23 protein-coding genes and 3 tRNA genes are annotated in these 19,438 nt (G+C 43.7%); 24 read left to right on the plus strand and 2 right to left on the minus strand.

Annotation, left to right across the window (positions count from 1 at the left end):
* The first annotated feature begins 38 nt into the window (after nt 1–38).
* From rpoE to EDC63_RS01025, 24 genes are all read left to right on the plus strand, one after another.
* Complete coding sequence (gene rpoE / locus EDC63_RS00910) at nt 39–638, plus strand: RNA polymerase sigma factor RpoE (protein WP_124947816.1); 600 nt, start codon at nt 39–41, stop codon at nt 636–638.
* 3 nt (nt 639–641) lie between these two features.
* The gene (locus EDC63_RS00915) at nt 642–1,154 is read left to right on the plus strand and encodes a sigma-E factor negative regulatory protein (RefSeq protein WP_124947815.1); all 513 of its coding nucleotides are present in this window, start codon (nt 642–644) and stop codon (nt 1,152–1,154) included.
* Complete coding sequence (locus tag EDC63_RS00920; RefSeq protein ID WP_124947814.1) at nt 1,151–2,125, plus strand: MucB/RseB C-terminal domain-containing protein; 975 nt, start codon at nt 1,151–1,153, stop codon at nt 2,123–2,125. The genes EDC63_RS00915 and EDC63_RS00920 overlap by 4 nt, the downstream gene beginning before the upstream one ends.
* A gap of 16 nt (nt 2,126–2,141) precedes the next feature.
* A complete protein-coding gene (locus tag EDC63_RS00925; protein WP_124947813.1) occupies nt 2,142–2,618 on the plus strand; it encodes a SoxR reducing system RseC family protein in 477 nt (158 codons plus the stop codon).
* Between the two features lie 3 nt (nt 2,619–2,621).
* Nucleotides 2,622–4,016, plus strand: a complete 1,395-nt coding sequence (locus tag EDC63_RS00930) for a DegQ family serine endoprotease (protein ID WP_124947812.1) — start codon at nt 2,622–2,624, stop codon at nt 4,014–4,016.
* Nucleotides 4,006–4,263 (plus strand): glutaredoxin family protein, encoded by a 258-nt coding sequence (locus EDC63_RS00935; protein ID WP_124947811.1) that lies wholly within the window; start codon nt 4,006–4,008, stop codon nt 4,261–4,263. Before EDC63_RS00930 ends, EDC63_RS00935 begins: the two co-directional genes overlap by 11 nt.
* 58 nt (nt 4,264–4,321) lie before the next feature.
* On the plus strand, nt 4,322–6,109 hold the full coding sequence (lepA, locus tag EDC63_RS00940; protein WP_124947810.1) for a translation elongation factor 4: 1,788 nt from the start codon (nt 4,322–4,324) through the stop codon (nt 6,107–6,109).
* A gap of 18 nt (nt 6,110–6,127) precedes the next feature.
* Nucleotides 6,128–6,931, plus strand: a complete 804-nt coding sequence (gene lepB / locus EDC63_RS00945) for a signal peptidase I (RefSeq protein ID WP_124947809.1) — start codon at nt 6,128–6,130, stop codon at nt 6,929–6,931.
* An 18-nt stretch (nt 6,932–6,949) separates the two neighbouring features.
* Entirely contained in the window at nt 6,950–7,339 is a 390-nt protein-coding gene (locus EDC63_RS00950; protein WP_165922882.1) for a DUF4845 domain-containing protein, read from the plus strand.
* Between the two features lie 19 nt (nt 7,340–7,358).
* The gene (gene rnc / locus EDC63_RS00955; RefSeq protein WP_124947807.1) at nt 7,359–8,039 is read left to right on the plus strand and encodes a ribonuclease III; all 681 of its coding nucleotides are present in this window, start codon (nt 7,359–7,361) and stop codon (nt 8,037–8,039) included.
* 39 nt (nt 8,040–8,078) lie between these two features.
* Entirely contained in the window at nt 8,079–8,969 is an 891-nt protein-coding gene (gene era, locus EDC63_RS00960; RefSeq protein ID WP_124947806.1) for a GTPase Era, read from the plus strand.
* A gap of 250 nt (nt 8,970–9,219) precedes the next feature.
* Complete coding sequence (gene recO, locus EDC63_RS00965; RefSeq protein ID WP_124947805.1) at nt 9,220–9,954, plus strand: DNA repair protein RecO; 735 nt, start codon at nt 9,220–9,222, stop codon at nt 9,952–9,954.
* Nucleotides 9,951–10,676 (plus strand): pyridoxine 5'-phosphate synthase, encoded by a 726-nt coding sequence (gene pdxJ, locus EDC63_RS00970; RefSeq protein WP_124947804.1) that lies wholly within the window; start codon nt 9,951–9,953, stop codon nt 10,674–10,676. The genes recO and pdxJ overlap by 4 nt, the downstream gene beginning before the upstream one ends.
* Nucleotides 10,677–10,678: 2 nt before the next feature.
* On the plus strand, nt 10,679–11,065 hold the full coding sequence (gene acpS / locus EDC63_RS00975) for a holo-ACP synthase (RefSeq protein WP_124947803.1): 387 nt from the start codon (nt 10,679–10,681) through the stop codon (nt 11,063–11,065).
* On the plus strand, nt 11,056–12,135 hold the full coding sequence (gene nagZ, locus EDC63_RS00980; RefSeq protein WP_124947802.1) for a beta-N-acetylhexosaminidase: 1,080 nt from the start codon (nt 11,056–11,058) through the stop codon (nt 12,133–12,135). The genes acpS and nagZ overlap by 10 nt, the downstream gene beginning before the upstream one ends.
* Entirely contained in the window at nt 12,122–13,093 is a 972-nt protein-coding gene (locus EDC63_RS00985; protein ID WP_223248443.1) for a cation diffusion facilitator family transporter, read from the plus strand. The genes nagZ and EDC63_RS00985 overlap by 14 nt, the downstream gene beginning before the upstream one ends.
* Before the next feature lie 16 nt (nt 13,094–13,109).
* A complete protein-coding gene (locus EDC63_RS00990) occupies nt 13,110–13,751 on the plus strand; it encodes a uracil-DNA glycosylase (protein WP_124947801.1) in 642 nt (213 codons plus the stop codon).
* Entirely contained in the window at nt 13,751–13,936 is a 186-nt protein-coding gene (locus tag EDC63_RS00995) for a tautomerase family protein (protein WP_124947800.1), read from the plus strand. Before EDC63_RS00990 ends, EDC63_RS00995 begins: the two co-directional genes overlap by 1 nt.
* A gap of 47 nt (nt 13,937–13,983) precedes the next feature.
* Complete coding sequence (uvrC, locus tag EDC63_RS01000; RefSeq protein ID WP_124947799.1) at nt 13,984–15,789, plus strand: excinuclease ABC subunit UvrC; 1,806 nt, start codon at nt 13,984–13,986, stop codon at nt 15,787–15,789.
* 40 nt (nt 15,790–15,829) lie between these two features.
* Entirely contained in the window at nt 15,830–16,402 is a 573-nt protein-coding gene (gene pgsA, locus EDC63_RS01005) for a CDP-diacylglycerol--glycerol-3-phosphate 3-phosphatidyltransferase (protein ID WP_124947798.1), read from the plus strand.
* A gap of 57 nt (nt 16,403–16,459) precedes the next feature.
* Nucleotides 16,460–16,534, plus strand: a tRNA-Gly gene (locus EDC63_RS01010).
* 130 nt (nt 16,535–16,664) lie between these two features.
* Nucleotides 16,665–16,738, plus strand: a tRNA-Cys gene (locus EDC63_RS01015).
* 7 nt (nt 16,739–16,745) lie between these two features.
* Nucleotides 16,746–16,833, plus strand: a tRNA-Leu gene (locus EDC63_RS01020).
* A 32-nt stretch (nt 16,834–16,865) separates the two neighbouring features.
* A complete protein-coding gene (locus tag EDC63_RS01025; protein ID WP_124947797.1) occupies nt 16,866–17,297 on the plus strand; it encodes a DUF1178 family protein in 432 nt (143 codons plus the stop codon).
* Between the two features lie 93 nt (nt 17,298–17,390).
* Here the strand turns inward: EDC63_RS01025 and EDC63_RS01030 are convergent, their stop codons facing one another.
* Entirely contained in the window at nt 17,391–17,990 is a 600-nt protein-coding gene (locus EDC63_RS01030; protein ID WP_124947796.1) for a methyltransferase domain-containing protein, read from the minus strand.
* A 20-nt stretch (nt 17,991–18,010) separates the two neighbouring features.
* Nucleotides 18,011–19,426 (minus strand): 3'-5' exonuclease family protein, encoded by a 1,416-nt coding sequence (locus EDC63_RS01035; protein WP_124947795.1) that lies wholly within the window; start codon nt 19,424–19,426, stop codon nt 18,011–18,013.
* Nucleotides 19,427–19,438 lie beyond the last annotated feature (12 nt).

Genomic DNA, 19,438 nt, shown 5'->3' on the forward strand with positions numbered 1-19,438 from the left:
ATTAATTCATACAAACAAAATTCAGGGAAAAACCCCGCATGGGTGATCGGGAAATCGATCAAGTATTGGTCGAGCGAGTACAACAAGGCGACAAGCATGCGTTTGAATTGCTTGTCGTAAAATACCAGCGCAAGCTGGGGAGATTGCTATCGCGTTTTGTTCGCGATCCAGCAGAAGTTGAAGACGTGACACAAGAGACGTTTATCAAGGCTTACCGCGCATTGCCATCCTTCCGGGGTGAGAGTGCGTTTTATACCTGGCTGTATCGGATTGGTATTAATACAGCCAAAAACTATCTTGTCGCTTTAGGCAGGCGTGCCCCAACTTCTACAGAAATTATCAGTGAAGATGCTGAAAATTATGAAGAGGGTGAACTGTTAAGAGACAACAACACGCCTGAAACTGAGTTGATGACCAAGCAGCTTGCCATAACAGTAAACAACGCTATGAGCAGCCTGCCAGAAGAACTCCGTACAGCGATCACGTTGCGTGAAATTGAAGGTCTGAGTTATGAAGATATTGCCAGCGTCATGAACTGTCCAATAGGGACAGTGCGTTCCAGAATCTTCCGGGCACGTGAAACAATTGCGGAACAATTACGCCCTTTACTGGGCACTAATAAAGAAAAAAGGTGGTGAGTTATGAATGACCAAATCTCAGCATTAATGGATAATGAATTAGAAGAAAATGAAGCCAAAGCATTACTGGCAAAGTTCAAAGATAATCATCAATTGAGTGAAAGTTGGGCTGTTTATCATCAAATTGGAGATTGTCTGCGTCAGACTCAGATGCTTTCGACTGATTTAACAGAAAAGATTTCTGCGCGGCTGGAAAACGAACCGACTGTTCTGGCACCACACAAACTAACTCCCCCTCGACGTGAAATGATTGCCTGGTCGGCAGCTGCTTCGTTTGCTGCCGTAGCCGTAGTTGCATTTGCCATGTTGAAATTTTCAAGTATTAATAATCAAGAGGTAAGTAACTTGGCTTCTGCATCCAGTCAACCTGCCAAAGCCCTCGTTGCTTCTACATCAAATAGTAATATGAATGATTATTTATACGCGCATCAAGAGTATTCCCCTGCAACCCCCATTCAGTCTGCCTCGGGATTTGCATTGGTAACATATAGTAATGAGCAGGGTAGTGCCCGATGAGATATTTGGTTGGTGCGTTTGTATTCCTATCGGTTATTGCTGGAAGTGTGCAAGCAGATAATTCTCAACCTGATGCCTTCGCTGTACTGAAAAAAATAGAAGCTGCCGCAAGGGAACTTAACTATTCAGGCACATTTGTATATCAATATGGCAATCAGGTTGAAACCTCAAAAATCACACATCATGTGGATGCAACAGGTGAGCATGAGAAACTGGAAGCATTAAATGGTCCGGCAAGAGAAACCATTAGAAACAACGATGAAGTCATTTGCTATCTACCGGAAAGTAATTCAGTTCGTGTTGATAAACGCCATACCAGAAAATTCTTTCCCGCATTGCTGCCAAAAGATATCAGTAAACTTTCAGCGAACTATACGATTAAATTGGGTGGGATAGAAAGAATTGCTGGCTTCGATTGCCAATCGCTTATTCTTGAGCCGAAAGATAACCTTCGCTATTCGCATAAATACTGGGCTGATATTGCAACTGGTTTGTTATTAAAAGCAACACTTTTAAATACCAATGGGGAAGCAATAGATCAGTTTACATTTACTCAATTAACCATAGGTGGGCCAATAGATAAGTCTCAGTTCAAACCAAAACCTGCCTGGAAAAAACTGACGTGGAAAACGGATGAATCAACCATAGTGGATGCAAATGCTCACGATACTGGCTGGGAAATTAAACAACCGCTCCCTGGCTTCAACAAAATTGTCGAATTGAAAAGGTCTATGCCAGGGAAAAAAATGCCTGTATCTCATTTGGTTTATTCTGATGGGTTGTCCACCGTATCCGTATTTATTGAGCCACTTTCAGGAATCGCGCATCCCATGCAAGGTTTGGCTAGCCAGGGTGTGCTTAATGTCTATGCCACTTCATTGGCGGATTTCCAGATAACCGTTATTGGTGAAGTGCCTGCTGTGACGGTTAAGCAAATAGCAACTTCGATGTCTAACAAGCATAAACAATGATTAACAGGGCTTGGCAATGCTTGAAACAGAAGCAGTAATTGTAGAAATAAAGAATTCAGTCGCCTATGTGGAAACGCAACGGTTGTCAGGGTGCGGACACTGCGATCCACAAAAAGGGTGTGCTACATCTACATTGACTAAATTTTTTGGCGGAAAGAAAACTTTTTTTAAAGCTTTGAATCCAATTGAAGCACAAGTTGGTGATGCGGTTGTAATCGGGGTAGAAGATGGCGCAGTACTGAAAGGTTCACTTGCTGTTTATTTGCTGCCGATACTCTTCGTGCTGTTAGGTGCTGGAATGGGTAATGCTCTTGCTTCAACAGCACCGCAACGCGATTTGCTTGCCATCATTGGTGCTGTTGTGGGACTGGGAATTAGTTATGCATGGATACGCGCTTATACCGCTTTTGTAAGCAAAAATAGTCATTTCCAGCCTGTAATATTACGCAAAATTTCTACTGATAAAATTGTTAACTTTATTAAGGAAATCTAAAAAATGAAAAATTGGTTGTATGTATTTGTTTTTCTGCTTTCTTTTACAACTCCGTTACACGCAAAAGATTTGCCGGATTTCACTGAGTTGGTCGAGAAGCAAGGTCCCGCCGTTGTGAATATCAGTATTACGCAAGTTGTGCATGGAAATAACATGTTCCCACAAATCCCAAATTTGTCGGAAGATGATCCTTTTTTTGATTTTTTCCGCCGCTTTATGCCACCACAGGGCGGGAATGGCGGGCCATCCCAGGACTTTGAGAGCAAATCACTCGGTTCGGGATTTATTATCAGTCCTGACGGTTACATTTTAACCAATGCCCATGTGGTGGATGATGCCAGTGAAGTGGTTGTCAAATTGACCGATAAAAGAGAGTTCAAGGCTAAAGTTATTGGCAGTGATAAACGTACTGATGTTGCTCTGATCAAAATAAATGCAACCAACCTGCCAAGAGTGACGTTTGGCGATCCGGCGCAACTTAAGGTGGGAGAGTGGGTGGCAGCAATTGGTTCCCCTTTTGGTTTCGAAAATAGCGTGACGGCTGGTATCGTGAGTGCCAAAGGGAGATCGTTACCCCAAGAGAACTATGTACCGTTCATTCAGACAGACGTGGCAATTAACCCTGGTAATTCAGGTGGCCCCTTGTTTAATTTAAGAGGGGAAGTAGTCGGTATCAACTCGCAAATTTATAGCCGGACAGGCGGTTTCATGGGGCTGTCTTTCGCCATACCTATCAATGTAGCTATGGATATCAGCAACCAGCTTAAAATAAGTGGCAAAGTAAGTCGTGGTTGGCTGGGTGTGGTCATACAGGAAGTTAACAAGGAATTGGCTGACACATTTGGTTTGAGTAAACCTATGGGGGCCTTGATCGCTAATGTAGAAAAAGGAAGCCCTGCAGATAAAGCCGGTTTACAGGCAAGTGACATTATCCTTAAATTTGATGGGAAAGCGGTTCAGAGCTCCAGTGAATTACCCCGACTAGTTGGCGCTGTCAAACCAGGCGCGAAAGTGAATGTTCAAATTTGGCGTAAAGGTGCTTTAAAGGATTTGTCACTGGTATTAAGTGAATTACCTGCTGAAAAAATGGCTAAGCGTACTGAAAAATCTGGGAAATCACCTGGTAAATTAGGACTTTTTATCAGTGAACTGACGCCTGAGCAAAAGCAGCAATTGCAAATTTCCAGTGGATTGCTGGTGGAGGATGCGCAAGGACCTGCAGCTCGAGCAGGGATTCGCAGGGGCGATATCATTCTGGCTGTCAACAATACCGATGTGAAAAGTATTGCACAGTTTTCTCAAATTGTTTCTCAGTTTGAATCGCGTGGTAGTGTTGCGCTGCTGGTTCGTCGTGGAGATACATCCCTCTATGTGCCTTTAAAACTGGATGGTAAATAATCCTATGCCGGTTTTGACCTTGTTTGGACGCGAAGATTGCCATTTGTGTCATGAAATGATTGCTGAATTGGAAGAAATTCAACCGGACTTTTTGTTTGACATAGAAGTTGTTGATATCGATCGTGATGCAAATCTGAAAGAAAAATACGGGCATCTGGTGCCAGTGCTAACCTCGAACGACGAGGAAATATGTCATTATTTCCTCGATCGCACAGCACTTGATGCTTATTTTGCCAAAATCCGCTAAAATCCTCCTTTTCTTAAGTATTTAAGGGCGCTTAATGTGCCCTTTTTTGATGCGAAGTATGAAACATATCCGTAATTTTTCCATTATTGCCCATATTGACCACGGTAAATCCACCCTGGCAGACCGAATTATCCATCTGTGTGGAGGCTTGAGCGACCGCGAAATGGAGTCTCAAGTACTTGATTCTATGGATTTGGAACGAGAACGTGGCATTACCATTAAAGCGCAAACTGCGGCTTTGGAATACAAAGCTCGAGATGGGCAGGTCTATCAGCTGAATTTGATCGACACACCCGGACACGTTGATTTTACCTATGAGGTGTCGCGCTCACTGGCGGCATGTGAGGGAGCATTGCTGGTTGTGGATGCCTCACAAGGCGTGGAAGCTCAGACCGTGGCTAACTGTTACACAGCCATTGAGCAGGGCGTTGAAGTCGTAGCTGTTCTGAATAAAATTGACTTGCCTTCTGCCGAACCTGAACGCGTTATAGCTGAGATTGAAGATATTATCGGTATTGATGCGCAGGATGCTGTTCGTGCCAGTGCAAAAAGCGGTTTGGGCGTTGAAGACATTCTTGACGCGGTTATTAGCCGTATTCCACCGCCTAAGGGGAATATAGATGCCCCTCTTAAAGCACTAATTATTGATTCCTGGTTTGATAATTATGTTGGCGTGGTGATGTTGGTACGGGTAGTAGACGGCGTGTTGAAACCTAAAGATAAAATTCTGCTAATGGCATCACAAACCACTCATTTGTGCGAACAAGTAGGTGTGTTTACCCCAAAAACAAAGGCTCGTGCTCAGCTTTCAGCTGGTGATGTAGGTTTTATTATTGCGGGTATCAAAGAATTAAACTCTGCAAAAGTTGGTGATACGGTAACTTTGGCAAATAATCCCGCTGCAGAACCTTTACCTGGCTTTAAAGAAATTCAGCCGCAGGTGTTCGCTGGCTTGTACCCAGTCGAATCGCATGATTATGATGCATTGCGTGATGCGTTGGAAAAACTGAAATTAAATGATGCATCCCTGCAGTACGAACCTGAAACTTCTCAGGCGCTGGGATTCGGTTTTCGCTGTGGATTCCTGGGATTGTTGCACCTGGATATTGTGCAGGAACGACTTGAACGCGAATACGACATGGATCTCATCACTACTGCGCCGACGGTGATTTATCAGATATTGATGAAAGATGGCGAAGTAATCGAAATTGAAAATCCTTCCCGACTGCCTGACTTATCTAAAATTGAAGAAATTCGAGAACCTATTATCAATGCTACTATTTTGGTACCGCAGGATTATGTCGGTGCAGTAATCACACTGTGTACTGAAAAGCGTGGTATGCAGCGTAATATGCAATACATGGGCAGGCAAGTTATGCTGAGCTACGAAATGCCAATGAACGAAGTGGTGATGGATTTCTTTGATAAATTGAAATCAGTCAGCCGAGGTTATGCTTCCCTGGATTATGAATTTAAAGAATTTCGAGCATCAGATCTCGTTAAACTTGATATTCTCGTAAATAGTGAGAAAGTAGACGCATTGTCATTAATTGTTCACCGCAATACATCCCAGCGTCGCGGGCGTGAATTAGCCGCCAAAATGCGCGAATTAATTCCTCGCCAAATGTATGATGTGGCTGTACAGGCAGCAATCGGTGCAAACATCCTAGCCAGAGAAAACGTGAAAGCTTTGCGTAAAAACGTTTTGGCAAAATGTTATGGTGGCGATATCTCTCGCAAACGCAAGTTACTGGAAAAACAAAAAGCTGGTAAGAAACGCATGAAACAAGTGGGTAATGTAGAAATCCCGCAAGAAGCATTCCTGGCTATTTTAAAGATAGATTAACAGTAAAACGGAGAAAGAATGAATTTTGCACTTTTCATGTTTATCGCGCTGCTCTTGACGGGAAGCGTGTGGCTTCTGGATCATTTCGTAACGGGGAAGGGCAGACCTGAAGGAGTTAAAGAACCTTGGTGGGTAGAGTACTCAAAGAGCTTTTTTCCGGTTATATTGATTGTCTTTTGTCTGCGTTCATTCCTTGTGGAGCCATTCAAGATTCCATCTGGTTCGATGATTCCAACTTTGCTGGTTGGCGACTTCATTCTCGTGAACAAATTTGATTATGGTATCCGTATTCCAATTATCAATAAGAAAATTGTTGAAATAGGAAACCCTGAAAAAGGCGATGTGATGGTATTTCGATATCCAAAAGATCCAGGGGTTGACTACATCAAGCGCGTTGTCGGTGTTCCTGGTGATAAAATCACTTATCAGGATAAGCAGCTTACGATCAACGGTGAAAAGATTAAAACTATCAGCACCGGTGAATACAGTTACATTGAGAGCGGCTTGAACTATGCGACAACCGCCCGTTACAACGAGTCTTTAGGCAAGCATAATCATGAGATAATTGTACAGCCGGAACAAAATACATATTATCCATCACAAGTGGAAGATTTTCCCGGCAGAGAAAATTGCGTATATAAACAGAATGAATTTACCTGCACAATTCCTCAGGGCCATTATTTCATGATGGGAGACAACCGGGACAGAAGTAACGATAGTCGCTACTGGGGTTTTGTACCGGACAAAAATATTGTGGGAAAAGCATTTTTGGTATGGTGGAATTTTGATCACTTCAAACGTATTGGTACAAAAATCAATTAACAGAGGAATGAGTTCATGATGAAAAAACAAAAAGGGATCACTTTTGTGGGCATGTTGCTGGTAGCAGGCATGTTATTTTTTGTTGCTTTGATTGGTATGAAAATTGTTCCTGCTTATATTGAATTCTTTTCAGTCAAAAAAGTCATTACCGCGATGAGTAATGATTCTGAAGTACAGAATATGTCAGTGAAAGAGGTTCGCAACTCTTTTGACAGGCGTGCAGTCATTGACAATATTACAGCTGTAAAAGGCGATGACCTGGAAATTTCTAAAGATGGGGGAGAAACAGTGGTTATAGCGCAATACTCAGTCAAAACTCCCCTCTTTGGCAACTTGAGTGCGTATATGGATTTTACCGCAACAACCAGTAAATCACGTTCTAAATCACTGAAGGGAGCAGATATCTGATCCATCTGCACAATTGCAAATGAGCAACGCCAGACTATTGCATCACCTTGGTTATGATTTTAAATCACCTGCGTTATTAAAGCAGGCATTGACACATCGCAGTTATGGAACACCCAATAATGAGCGATTAGAATTTTTGGGTGACAGTATTTTAAATTGCGCCATTGCAAATCGACTGTATCAGGAATTTCCTCGCTTGTCAGAAGGCGATTTGAGTCGTATGCGTGCTCACTTGGTGAATCAGCAGACGCTCTTTGAAATAGCCGAGTCTTTCAAGCTTGGGGAGCATATATTGCTTGGTGAAGGGGAGTTGAAAAGTGGTGGCTTTCGTCGCCCATCTATCCTGGCCGATGCGCTTGAAGCTATTTTTGGTGCAGTGTTTCTGGATAGTGATTTTGATTCAGCAACGCAAGTAATTGGAAAGCTTTACACGCCTTTGCTGAAAAATCTGGATCTGACACGTATGGGTAAAGATCCTAAAACGCTACTGCAAGAATACTTGCAAGGGCGCAAAATTGCATTGCCTCAATATGTTGTCGCTGCCATCCGTGGTGAAGCGCATGACCAGTATTTTGAAGTGGAATGTGTTATTCCTGAATTAAATATTCGCTCTCAAGGCGAAGGGACGAGCAGGCGTAGTGCAGAACAACTCGCAGCTAAACAGGCTTTTGAACTGCTTAGCCTTGCCAATCAAGCATAACAGCTTGTTTTTGAAACTTTACTTGCCAATATAATTCCTATGGATACTCCAGAATTTCGCACCGGTTACATTGCCATCGTTGGTCGACCAAACGTTGGCAAATCTACGCTCCTGAATCACCTGATTGGCCAGAAAATCAGTATTACTTCTCGCAAGGCGCAGACAACCAGACACCGCATTACCGGAATACACACTACCCCTGAATCGCAGTTTATTTTTGTTGACACGCCTGGATTCCAGTTGCAGCATCAAAACGCATTGAATCGCTCCATGAATCGCACTGTGACGCAAGTATTGAATGATGTGGATGTGGTTCTGTTTGTGATCGAAGCTTTGCGCTTTAGTGATAAGGACAAGCAGGTTATTAAATTACTGCCTCAAAATCGACCAGTTTTACTTATTATCAATAAAGTAGATACGATTGAAGAAAAAAACATGCTGTTGCCATTTATTGAGAAAATGGCAGAATTGTTTCCGTTTACAGCCATTATTCCCGTCAGTGCCCAGCAAAGTACGGGCCTGCCTGATCTGTTGAAAGAAATATCGAGTCATTTGCCTGTTGCGCAACCGCTCTTCGGTGAAGATGAAATAACAGATCGAAGTGAGCGGTTTCTGGTTGCTGAAATCATTCGGGAGAAGCTCTTTCGCTCCTTGGGTGAAGAAATTCCTTATTCAACAACGGTTGAAATTGAAAAGTTTGAGATGGATGGCAAGCTTCGCCGTATTCATGCTGCCATTATCGTTGATAAAGCAGGACAAAAGGCCATTGTTATTGGTAAGGGTGGTGAAAAGCTAAAGGGAATTGCTACTCAGGCACGTTTGGATATGGAAAAGCTGTTTGATGGTAAAGTTTACCTGGAAATATGGGTAAAAGTAAAAGGTGGGTGGGCTGATGATGAACGTGCGCTCAAAAGCCTGGGTTATGAGTAAGCAGTCATTGTCTTTAGAATGAATTTGGCAATTTTTTTTGCTAGATTGTATTGTTAATACTATGATTTTTTTACTGATCTTCATAAAATGGCTTAGAGTCCTTTATTCCGGTTTGGCGCTATATACGTATGCCTGCTTCACCTGCTTTAATCGGGTAATTTTTCCCTTTTATTGGCAGAATCACTCCCCAGCACCCTTCAGCTTAAACAAGCTGCAGCTACGACCGATTAAATCCCGGAAATCGAGTTAAATGGGTAATACACAAAAATCCCAGCAAGAAGCCCAGCCAGCTTATGTTTTGCATAGTTATCCTTTTAGAGAAACCAGCCTGATTGTTGAAGTTTTCAGCCGTAATTTTGGGCGGTTAGCAATTGTTGCGCGTGGTGCTCGCCGTCCAAAATCTGCTGTGAGGGGATTGCTGATGGCTTTTCAGCCATTGCAGTTAAACTGGTTTGGAAAGGCCGAACTTAAAACCTTGCACAGTGCTGAATGGCAAGGAGGGCAGCCGCAATTGCAAGGGATGGCATTGCTCTGCGGGTTTTACTTGAATGAACTGATGCTGAAGTTACTCCATCGCGATGATCCCCACGAAAATTTATTTATGTATTATCAGGAAACATTGCAATCTCTTGCCAGTCAACGGGATTATGCCGCAGTATTAAGGCGTTTTGAAATAAGGCTATTGCAAGAATTGGGTTATGCACTCACCTTTGTTAATGACGTATCATCGGGTGAGTCTATCGTTCCCGACAGAGAGTATCACTATCAAATTGAATATGGCCCGGTTGTTGCTGAAGGCAGGAATAGCCACCAAATCGGTGTACAATTATCGGGTAAAACACTGCTGGATATGGCTGCGGACAATTATCGGGATCCTCTCACTTTGCAGCAAAGCAAGACGCTTATGCGTACGCTTATTAATCATTACTTGGGTGACCAGACCCTGCACACACGGCAACTATTGAAGGACATGCAACAATCATGATTCAACTTGGCGTTAACATTGACCATATAGCAACTTTAAGGCAAGCACGTGGTACTCGCTATCCTAGTCCCGTCCAAGCGGCGTTAGCTGCTGAATCAGCTGGTGCGGACGCCATTACGCTGCATTTGCGAGAAGATCGTCGGCACATACAGGATCGTGACGTGGATATTTTGCGGGAATTACTGCAAACCCGAATGAATCTGGAAATGGCCGTAACCGATGAAATGTTGAAGATTGCATTGCGTGTTAACCCTCAAGACGTTTGTCTGGTGCCTGAACGCCGCCAGGAACTCACCACAGAAGGTGGTCTTGATGTAGTGAATCATTTTGATAAAGTGAGGCATGCCTGTAGTGTGCTGGGCGATGCAGGGATCAGAGTTTCACTGTTTATTAATGCGGATAAGGCGCAGATGGATGCCTCTAAAGAGGCGGGAGCGCCTGTCGTTGAAATTCACACTGGTCATTATGCGGATACAACCAGCGCAGAAGCGGAACAAATAGAATATGACAAAATTAAAGACTCGGTGATTTACGGCACAGCTTTAGGATTGTGCGTAAATGCTGGCCATGGCCTGCATTATCATAATGTACAAAAGATTGCCGCTATAGCGGATGTACGGGAACTGAATATTGGTCACGCTATTGTTGCGCATGCGCTTTTTGTTGGCTGGGACAGTGCCGTAAAAGAAATGAAGTCACTTATGCTGGCAGCGCGTACTTAATAATGATTTACGGAATCGGGTCAGATATTGTAGCCGTTGAGCGCATGCGTACGCTCCTGCAAAAATATGGGGACAGCTTTGCTCGCCGTATTCTGGCTCCGAATGAGTGGTTGGCTTACGAAAGCAGTAAAAATCGTGCCAATCTTTTGGCTAAGCGCTTTGCCGCAAAGGAAGCGTTCGCAAAGGCAATGGGTACAGGTTTACGTCACCCGGTGTCATTGCAAAATATCAGCGTGATTCATAATCATCTGGGAAAGCCAGACTTTCATTTAGACCCGTTAGTGACAAACCTGCTTGAAACCCATGGCATCCAGAAACACCATCTGTCCCTGAGTGATGAAAAGGAAATGGCCTGCGCCTTTGTGATATTGGAGGGAGTATGTCTCTAGGGCCAGTTATGCTGGATGTTCTCGGTACAGAATTAACCGAAGAAGATCGCAAAAGACTTTTGCATCCATTGACAGGCGGCGTTATCCTTTTCAGTCGAAATTATGAATCTCCCGCACAGTTGACGAAAATAACGCAAGAAATACATTCAGTTAGAAATCCACCGTTATTAATCGGTGTTGATCAGGAAGGTGGCAGGGTACAGCGTTGCAAGGCGGGTTTTACCCGAATACCTCCCATGCGCGAATTTGGGCGAATATGGGATGAACATCCTCATAAAGCACGCCAGTTGGCACAGCAAACTGGTTATGTCCTTGCCGCAGAACTTCGCGCTTGTGGAGTGGACTTTAGCTTTACACCTGTACTGGATATGGATTACGGCCAAAGCGGGGTAATTGGTGATCGTGCATTCCACCTTAATAAACAGGCTATTGCAGAATTGGCACACAGTCTTGTTTTGGGGCTCAAGGAAGCAGGCATGGCAAGCGTAGGTAAACATTTTCCAGGGCATGGCTACATCAAGGCAGATTCGCACCTTGAAATACCAATCGATGATCGGGAATTTGCCGATATCGAATTGAATGACCTGGTACCTTTCAAGCAGATGATCAATTTTGGGTTAACAGGGATTATGCCTGCTCATGTTATTTATCCCAAAGTGGACAAACGTCCTGCAGGATTTTCAAAATTTTGGCTGAAAGATATTCTGCGTAATGAATTACGCTTTGACGGTACGGTTTTTAGTGATGATTTGAGCATGGAAGGGGCCAGTGTGGCGGGCGGTATCGTCGATCGAGCAAAAGCCGCATTAGAAGCAGGGTGCGATATGGTCCTGGTATGTAACAGGCCCGATTCGGCAGATGAATTGCTGGCAAATCTGCACTGGAATGTGCCTCCAGTCAGCCTTACTCGCCTGGTACGTATGCACGGTAAGCCCCACCCCGATTCGTTAGTGAAATTGCATGAACAAGAGCATTATGTAAATGCTGTACATGCTATTGCCGGTATTGGCTTTCGCAGTGGTGACCTGCCACTGAAACAACGGGAGCCAGATTCCTGTGGCGATCTCTAATCCTCACCATGATCCTCTTGATGAGGATCATGGCACTCATAATCATAGTAGTGAGCATGGCCACCACCATCACCATGGAGATGGCGGGGCACACCTGCGTTGGGCGTTAATCATAACGTTTGGCTTCGCCATAGTTGAAGCGTTGGGCGGTGTATGGTCTGGATCCCTGGCGTTGATCAGTGATGCTGGGCACATGTTTTCTGATTCCTTTGCCCTTGGATTGGCAGCATTTGCTGCCTGGATCGCAAAACGGCCTCCATCACTGCGTCATTCCTATGGATTTGTCAGGGCGGAAGTAATTGCAGCTCTGGTAAATAGCGCGCTCATGCTAGCGGTCATAATCGGTATTGTCGTAGAAGCTGTTATTAGATTGAATGTTCCACACCCTGTAGCGGGTGGTGCGGTGATGATTATCGCAGCAATAGGTTTGGGTGTGAATGTGGTGGTGGCATTTGTACTCAGCAGCAGCCAGCATTCAATCAATTCTCGCGCAGCATTGCTGCATGTGCTGGGGGATTTACTTGGATCTGTAGCCGCGTTGATAGCTGGTGCAGTTATTTTCTTCACCGGCTGGATGCCAATAGATGCCATATTATCTCTCGTAGTGGCTGGTTTGATACTGTTTTCAACATTGAATCTGCTGCGGGAGGCCCTGCATGTTTTAATGGAAGGTGTCCCTCTGAACCTTCGACTGGAAGAGGTGGGTAATGAAATGGCGAAAATGACCGGGGTAGTATCCGTGCATGACCTGCATATTTGGAATCTTTCATCCGGTCAGATAGCTCTCTCAGCCCACCTTGAACTTGCAGAACTTGATTCTTGGCAAAACATACTAATCGATATGCGAAAACTACTGCATGATCAATTCGATATTGATCATGTTACTTTGCAGCCAGAAATTGCCGTGCAAATTAATCAGCCTTTTATAGCTACTATCGCGATACACCCTATCAATTAATACAGGGCAATGCTAAATGGAAGTAACATTCTCAGGTGCCTGTCGACAATGCCCACGCCTGGCCACATTCCTGGATGAGGTAAAGCTGGCCAATCCGGATTATTTTGCCAAACCTGTTCCGTCTTTCGGGGACAAAAATCCCACATTACTGGTCGTTGGTCTGGCACCCGGGTTGAATGGTGCCAACCGCACCGGAAGACCGTTTACGGGCGACCATGCAGGTATTTTATTATACGAAACACTCCATAAGTTTGGATATGCCACTCGCCCCACATCTATAGATGTCAATGATGGATTGAAACTAAAAGAGTGCCGTATTACCAATGCTGTCAAATGTCTGCCCCCACAAAACAAACCAGAAACACTGGAAATAAAGCAATGCAACCAATATTTGACCAGTGAAATCAATTCACTATCTAAGGGTACGGTTTTGCTCGCTTTAGGGGCGATAGCTCATAAAGCGATTTTGATGGCGCTGGGTTTAAAGGTTAAGGATTTTGCATTCGCCCACGGTGCAAAACATGTATTACCACATGGATTAACCTTATATGATAGTTACCATTGTAGCCGTTACAATACGCAAACCAGGCGTTTAACCCCTGAGATGTTTCAGTCTGTTTTTGAAAGTATTTCCGATCACCTAAAGAGGGATACCTGATGCCTTACGTGAATATACGCATAGCGGGTAGCTTGACCCGTGAACAAAAAAAGAAGATTGCTGAAGAAATTACAGATACGCTTGAACGGATTGCTAAAAAGCCTAAATCATATACTTACATTGCGTTTGATGAATTGCCTGACGAAAATTGGGCCATTGGTGGCAAACTGCTGGATGATGAATAATCTGCAGATTGCCTGTATAAAATAATAGTATTTACATTAAGTTAAAATTGCAACAATTTGATATAAAAAATTATTTAGATAATATCCCCAACCTTCCTGGCGTTTATCGCATGTTAAATGAAACAGGGGAGGTTTTGTATGTGGGTAAAGCCAAAGATTTAAAAAAACGTGTTACTTCATACTTTCAGAAAAGCGATCTTTCTCCACGCATTTCTCTGATGGTGAAGAAAATAGCCCAGATTGAAACCACTGTTACCCGTTCTGAGTCTGAAGCGCTGGTTCTTGAAAATAACCTCATTAAAGCTTTAGCTCCACGTTATAACATACTGTTTCGTGACGATAAATCATATCCTTATGTGATGTTAACCGGTCATGTTTTTCCCCGGTTAGGTTTTCATCGCGGCGCATTAGACAAAAAAAATCATTATTTCGGCCCATTCCCCAATGCATGGGCGGTGCGTCAAAGCATGCAATTACTGCAAAAGGTATTTCGAATTCGCACTTGTGAAGATAGTGTATTCAGCAATCGATCCAGACCCTGCCTGCTTCACCAGATCAAGCGGTGTACAGCGCCCTGTGTAGGTTTGATCGACGCTACTGCTTATCAAAATGACATAAAAAATGCTCAGTTATTCCTTGAAGGCAAGGAGTCAGAGGTAATCAGCACCTTAAATAGCAAGATGCAAACCGCAGCTGAGCATATGCAGTATGAAGAAGCAGCTATGTACCGTGACCAAATCCAGGCCCTGGGTACAATTCAGGAAAAGCAATTTGTCAGCAGTGAGAAGCAGTCAGATGCCGACATAGTTGCTTGCATTGTTCAGAGCGGCTTGATTTGCGTCAACCTCGTGATGATCCGGGGTGGACGACATCTTGGCGATAAAAGTTTTTTTCCAATTAATGCAGAAGATTACGATGCGGCAGCTGCGCTCGAGGCATTTTTAAGCCAGCACTACCTGAACAGACCGGTGCCTTCACTTATCCTCGTTAATGAAAACATTGATAAAATGGCGATCGAATCACTATTGAGTGAGCAGGCAAATCGTAAAATTCAAATAAAATCCAACTTAACTGGCGAAAGACGGGTCTGGTTGACCATGGCTACTGAAAATGCGCGTATTGCGTTGGAGCAAAGAGTTAACCAGAAAGTGACGCAAGAAGCTCGGCTGGAGGCATTGCAAAATGCTTTAGCTTTTCCCTCTACGGTGCAACGCATCGAGTGTTTCGATATCAGCCATACCATGGGTGAGGCCACGATAGCTTCCTGCGTAGTTTATGACCGTTTTGCGATGCAAAATGGAGAGTATCGGCGCTATAACATAACGGGAATCACGCCTGGCGACGATTACGCAGCTATGCGTGATGTGTTGAATAGGCGTTACAAGAAAATTGCAGCTGGTGACGGCAAAATGCCTGACCTCATTTTAATTGATGGTGGCAAGGGGCAAATCAGTATCGCCAAGAGCGTACTGGAAGAGGTTGGATTGAGTGATATTTATCTTATTGGTGTAGCAAAAGGCGAAGCGCGTAAACCTGGATTGGAGCAACTCATTTTCCCGGACGGTGAAAAAACGCTACAATTGCCTAAGGATCACATTGGTTTGCACTTAATACAGCAGATTCGCGATGAAGCCCATCGATTTGCAATCAGCGGTCATCGTGCTAAGCGCGGTAAAGCCCGTACTAATTCTTCCCTTGAGCAAATAGGAGGAGTAGGAGCAAAACGCAGACAAAAGCTATTGGCCCGGTTTGGTGGTTTAAGTGGTGTTAAAACTGCGAGCGTAGATGATCTCGCTCAGGTAGAAGGTATCAGCCACCAATTGGCTGAAAAGATTTACCAGGAATTTCATTAAAATAACCCAGTGCGGAAAAAGCAACTGCAATATAAAATTTATGCCACTTAATATACCCAATATCTTAACCTGGTTAAGAATCCTGCTGATTCCCCTTTTTGTTGCCATCTATTATCTTCCGCAGCACTGGATGACACCGCATGATGCCAATTTAATCGCAGCGGGAATATTTGCCATAGCCGCAGTGACTGACTGGCTGGACGGCTATCTTGCACGTACCCTGAATCAAACGTCCGCATTTGGTGCATTTCTAGATCCTGTCGCCGACAAGCTCATGGTGGCGGCTGCTTTGCTTGTATTGGTTAAACTTAATCGCGTAGATGCCATGATCGCTCTGATTATCATTGGTCGAGAAATTACCATATCTGCTTTAAGAGAATGGATGGCCCAGATTGGTGCAAGTAAGAGTGTTGCAGTTTCATTTATCGGCAAAATAAAAACTGCGGTTCAGATGATCGCAATTTTCCTGTTGCTCTATCACGACAGCTTTTTTCAACAAATTAACGCACAAATGCTAGGAACATGGTTAATTTACATCGCCGCAATATTAACTTTATGGTCAATGGGTTATTACCTGAAAATGGCTCTCCCACAAGTGCGTAATAGAATTTAAATCAAAATGTGGGTTGACAATATCCGTAGAATATTTAAAATAGCGATCTTTCATCAAGCGGGAATAGCTCAGTGGTAGAGCACAACCTTGCCAAGGTTGGGGTCGCGAGTTCGAGCCTCGTTTCCCGCTCCAGATTATAGGGGAAAGCAGTAGCTTTCCCCTTTTAGTTTAAAAAATATCAACTCGGTTTGCATCGAGCTGATACAGTAGTAAGCCGTAAAGCTGTAATGAACACAGTATTAACAATGTGTATTAGAGTTACGGCGGGGTGGCAGAGTGGTTATGCAGCGGCCTGCAAAGCCGTGGACGCCGGTTCGATTCCGACCCCCGCCTCCATCCATCCGCCCGGATGGTGAAATTGGTAGACACAAGGGACTTAAAATCCCTCGCCCTAATCCGGCGTGCCGGTTCGATTCCGGCTCCGGGCACCACATACAAATAATTAAATTGACTGATTCACCTCATGATCATTTACAAACTTATTTGCGAAAATGACCATCAGTTTGAAGGGTGGTTTACCTCAAACGAAGAGTTCGAGAAGCAACATACTCAAGATAAACTTTCTTGTCCTGTATGCGGTGATGAGGGCGTGACGGTATTGCATTCAGATTCACTTATCGATTCAGACATGCATCAAGAATCTGATCTAGAAAATGCCTCGCAGAATAATCGTTTGTCCAGTCATCAGGTTTTTCAGCATTTGATTGGCTATGTGACCCAGGACGCAGAAGATTTTGGTAACGCTATCATCAAGAAGATTCGTGACTTCCATTCTCAGCAAACCCGAGCGCGTAGCAAGGTTGGCAATGCAACGCTAAAAGGCGTTAAAGATTCAACTGAAGAAAGTATAGAGATTTTTGTGAATTCATCCAAAATGCGGGAAAAACTTCACTGAGCTTGATGAGCATTCAAGTGATTAAACAAGAAAATCGTGTTTTGATCTTAGGCTTCACGTTTTGCAACTGTAACTCCGAGCTTTACTTCTCAGTTAAGCTAGTTTCTCTGCAACAATCGTAATAAATTCCTTCTTTGTATTATCGGGTGCTGGAAAAGTGTGTTCAGCCCTAAATCTAATTTTCCATCCATTAAAATGCTTTTCAAGTTCTTCACGAGTAAACAGGTAATAATGACCCGGATGAAACATAGCCGTGTAATCAGTTCCAGCAGTAAGTACGTTGATAACTGCTACTCCTCCTGGCAGAACGTTACTTTGAATATCCGATAGCATTTCGAGTGCACGTGTTTTTGGAAAAAACATCAGCAGGCCAATAGCCACTATGGAGTCGAATTTTTGCGGGATATGGAATGTAGCTAAATCAGCTTTTATCGTTTCAATTGGGAGATGTTTTTCGGTGGCTATTTTAGCTATGTGTTCAATGGCTGATTGGCTAGCATCGACAGCAACCACAGAATGCCCACGCAGTGCCATTTCTACGCTTAAATTACCTAGGCCACACCCTAAGTCCAGAACATCACCAGTAATGAATTCAAGTGCTGTTTGCTCGAATTGATTCAGCGCGAATTCCTGTTGTTGTATTTGCCTTTGAAACTGGGTATCGAAGAAGTTGACTGATGTATTGTCTATCATTTGGCTTGTCGTTTTAAAAATTAGTTTGCTGTGATTTTATCTAAATAAACAATATCCAGCTTTCCCGAGCCGATTTGTTTGCTTAGTGCTTTATAAACATCAATATCAAATGATGCTTTGCAGTGTTTAATAGACTGCATGTCTAATTCATTTATATTAGCAATCGTCCCTAAATAGCACCAATTTTCAATCAGGTGAATATCAATTCGGGCACCCAATGGCGCAATTTCTTTTACACCAATTAGCCCGTTGAAAGGCCATGCTTGAACCTGTGACTTGAATAAAGCAGCTTTGAGTCTGGCATTATGACTGGCAATGGGTTCAACACCAATGCATGCACCTAAACAGTTTTTTGAATGAAAGGCTTTGCAGGGTTTGCCCATGGGTTGTGTTTCTAGTCCGAGCAAATTATGGCAAAGCAGATGTGCGTCAGCGAGGCTGCGCAGTGCTTTTGTAGCAACTTTGCCATTGGGGAAAAGACCATAGAGGTTTTTTATTCCACCAAAGTCTAGATCTCGTGAGTATTTAAGTTTGGGAATAAGTGTGCCGTTATCGCTTTCTTCCATTTGCCAGGTACAAAGGTCATTGCGCTTTGCGGTTCGAGTTGTATGCAGGTGTTGGTGTTCTTTCATCAGGCGGGTTTCGGTTAAGAGTGCACCTAATTCACTGACTGTTTCAATATGCGCTATTTGCTGCAATTGTTGTGCTAATGCGGCTTCGTTGCTGTGCCTAATGCCTTTGGAAAAGAAGGAGTAAATACTTTTACGTATGTTGCTGCTCTTGTTGATGTATAGCAACTGGTCGTTTGTTCCATAAAACATATAAACACCACAGGATTCAGGCAGATCATCCAAGACGGCAGGGTCAAGATGCGCGGGCAAGGCAGGGCGCTGGATTATTGAATTAATTGCTTCTGTAACTGATTCTAGGGGTAGGGAATCGTTTAAATGACGCATAAAAAACATCAGCGCTTTTACATCAGCCAGAGCACGATGACGGCTATCTATTGGCAAGTTGTGCCGTTGAATTACAGCATCAAGATTGTGTTTGTGGTGCTGGGGGAAGAGCTTGCGAGATAATTTAACCGTACACAATGCTGTTGCGCTGAATTTGATACCAAGACGCTTGAATTCATTTCGGAGAAACCCATAATCAAAGCGAGCATTATGTGCTACGAATAGCCTGCCTGTTAGCCTTTTCAGCGTTTCCTGTGCTACCGCTTCAAATGACGGTGCATTGGCGACCATCTCGTCACTTATACCCGTCAGGTTTTGGATAAACTTGGGGATTGTTACCCCTGGATTGACCAATGTACTCCACTCATGAATAGTATCGCCATCAATCTCAACAATACCAATTTCTGTGATACGGTCACTTTCAGCGTTGGCGCCGGTTGTTTCCAGATCAACAAAAACCATTGGTCGTTCGAATAACATCTTTCTCTCTAT

It is taken from the genome of Sulfurirhabdus autotrophica (genome assembly GCF_004346685.1).
Taxonomy (GTDB): Bacteria; Pseudomonadota; Gammaproteobacteria; order Burkholderiales; family SMCO01; genus Sulfurirhabdus; species Sulfurirhabdus autotrophica.

Bases quoted from the DNA above. Each gene is read 5' to 3' on its own strand.
- rpoE (WP_124947816.1), top strand. From the start codon at position 39: ATGGGTGATCGGGAAATCGATCAAGTATTGGTCGAGCGAGTACAACAA.
- EDC63_RS00915 (WP_124947815.1), top strand. From the start codon at position 642: ATGAATGACCAAATCTCAGCATTAATGGATAATGAATTAGAAGAAAAT.
- EDC63_RS00920 (WP_124947814.1), top strand. From the start codon at position 1,151: ATGAGATATTTGGTTGGTGCGTTTGTATTCCTATCGGTTATTGCTGGA.
- EDC63_RS00925 (WP_124947813.1), top strand. From the start codon at position 2,142: ATGCTTGAAACAGAAGCAGTAATTGTAGAAATAAAGAATTCAGTCGCC.
- EDC63_RS00930 (WP_124947812.1), top strand. From the start codon at position 2,622: ATGAAAAATTGGTTGTATGTATTTGTTTTTCTGCTTTCTTTTACAACT.
- EDC63_RS00935 (WP_124947811.1), top strand. From the start codon at position 4,006: ATGGTAAATAATCCTATGCCGGTTTTGACCTTGTTTGGACGCGAAGAT.
- lepA (WP_124947810.1), top strand. From the start codon at position 4,322: ATGAAACATATCCGTAATTTTTCCATTATTGCCCATATTGACCACGGT.
- lepB (WP_124947809.1), top strand. From the start codon at position 6,128: ATGAATTTTGCACTTTTCATGTTTATCGCGCTGCTCTTGACGGGAAGC.
- EDC63_RS00950 (WP_165922882.1), top strand. From the start codon at position 6,950: ATGAAAAAACAAAAAGGGATCACTTTTGTGGGCATGTTGCTGGTAGCA.
- rnc (WP_124947807.1), top strand. From the start codon at position 7,359: ATGAGCAACGCCAGACTATTGCATCACCTTGGTTATGATTTTAAATCA.
- era (WP_124947806.1), top strand. From the start codon at position 8,079: ATGGATACTCCAGAATTTCGCACCGGTTACATTGCCATCGTTGGTCGA.
- recO (WP_124947805.1), top strand. From the start codon at position 9,220: ATGGGTAATACACAAAAATCCCAGCAAGAAGCCCAGCCAGCTTATGTT.
- pdxJ (WP_124947804.1), top strand. From the start codon at position 9,951: ATGATTCAACTTGGCGTTAACATTGACCATATAGCAACTTTAAGGCAA.
- acpS (WP_124947803.1), top strand. From the start codon at position 10,679: ATGATTTACGGAATCGGGTCAGATATTGTAGCCGTTGAGCGCATGCGT.
- nagZ (WP_124947802.1), top strand. From the start codon at position 11,056: ATGTCTCTAGGGCCAGTTATGCTGGATGTTCTCGGTACAGAATTAACC.
- EDC63_RS00990 (WP_124947801.1), top strand. From the start codon at position 13,110: ATGGAAGTAACATTCTCAGGTGCCTGTCGACAATGCCCACGCCTGGCC.
- EDC63_RS00995 (WP_124947800.1), top strand. From the start codon at position 13,751: ATGCCTTACGTGAATATACGCATAGCGGGTAGCTTGACCCGTGAACAA.
- pgsA (WP_124947798.1), top strand. From the start codon at position 15,830: ATGCCACTTAATATACCCAATATCTTAACCTGGTTAAGAATCCTGCTG.
- EDC63_RS01025 (WP_124947797.1), top strand. From the start codon at position 16,866: ATGATCATTTACAAACTTATTTGCGAAAATGACCATCAGTTTGAAGGG.
- EDC63_RS01030 (WP_124947796.1), bottom strand. From the start codon at position 17,990: ATGATAGACAATACATCAGTCAACTTCTTCGATACCCAGTTTCAAAGG.
- EDC63_RS01035 (WP_124947795.1), bottom strand. From the start codon at position 19,426: ATGTTATTCGAACGACCAATGGTTTTTGTTGATCTGGAAACAACCGGC.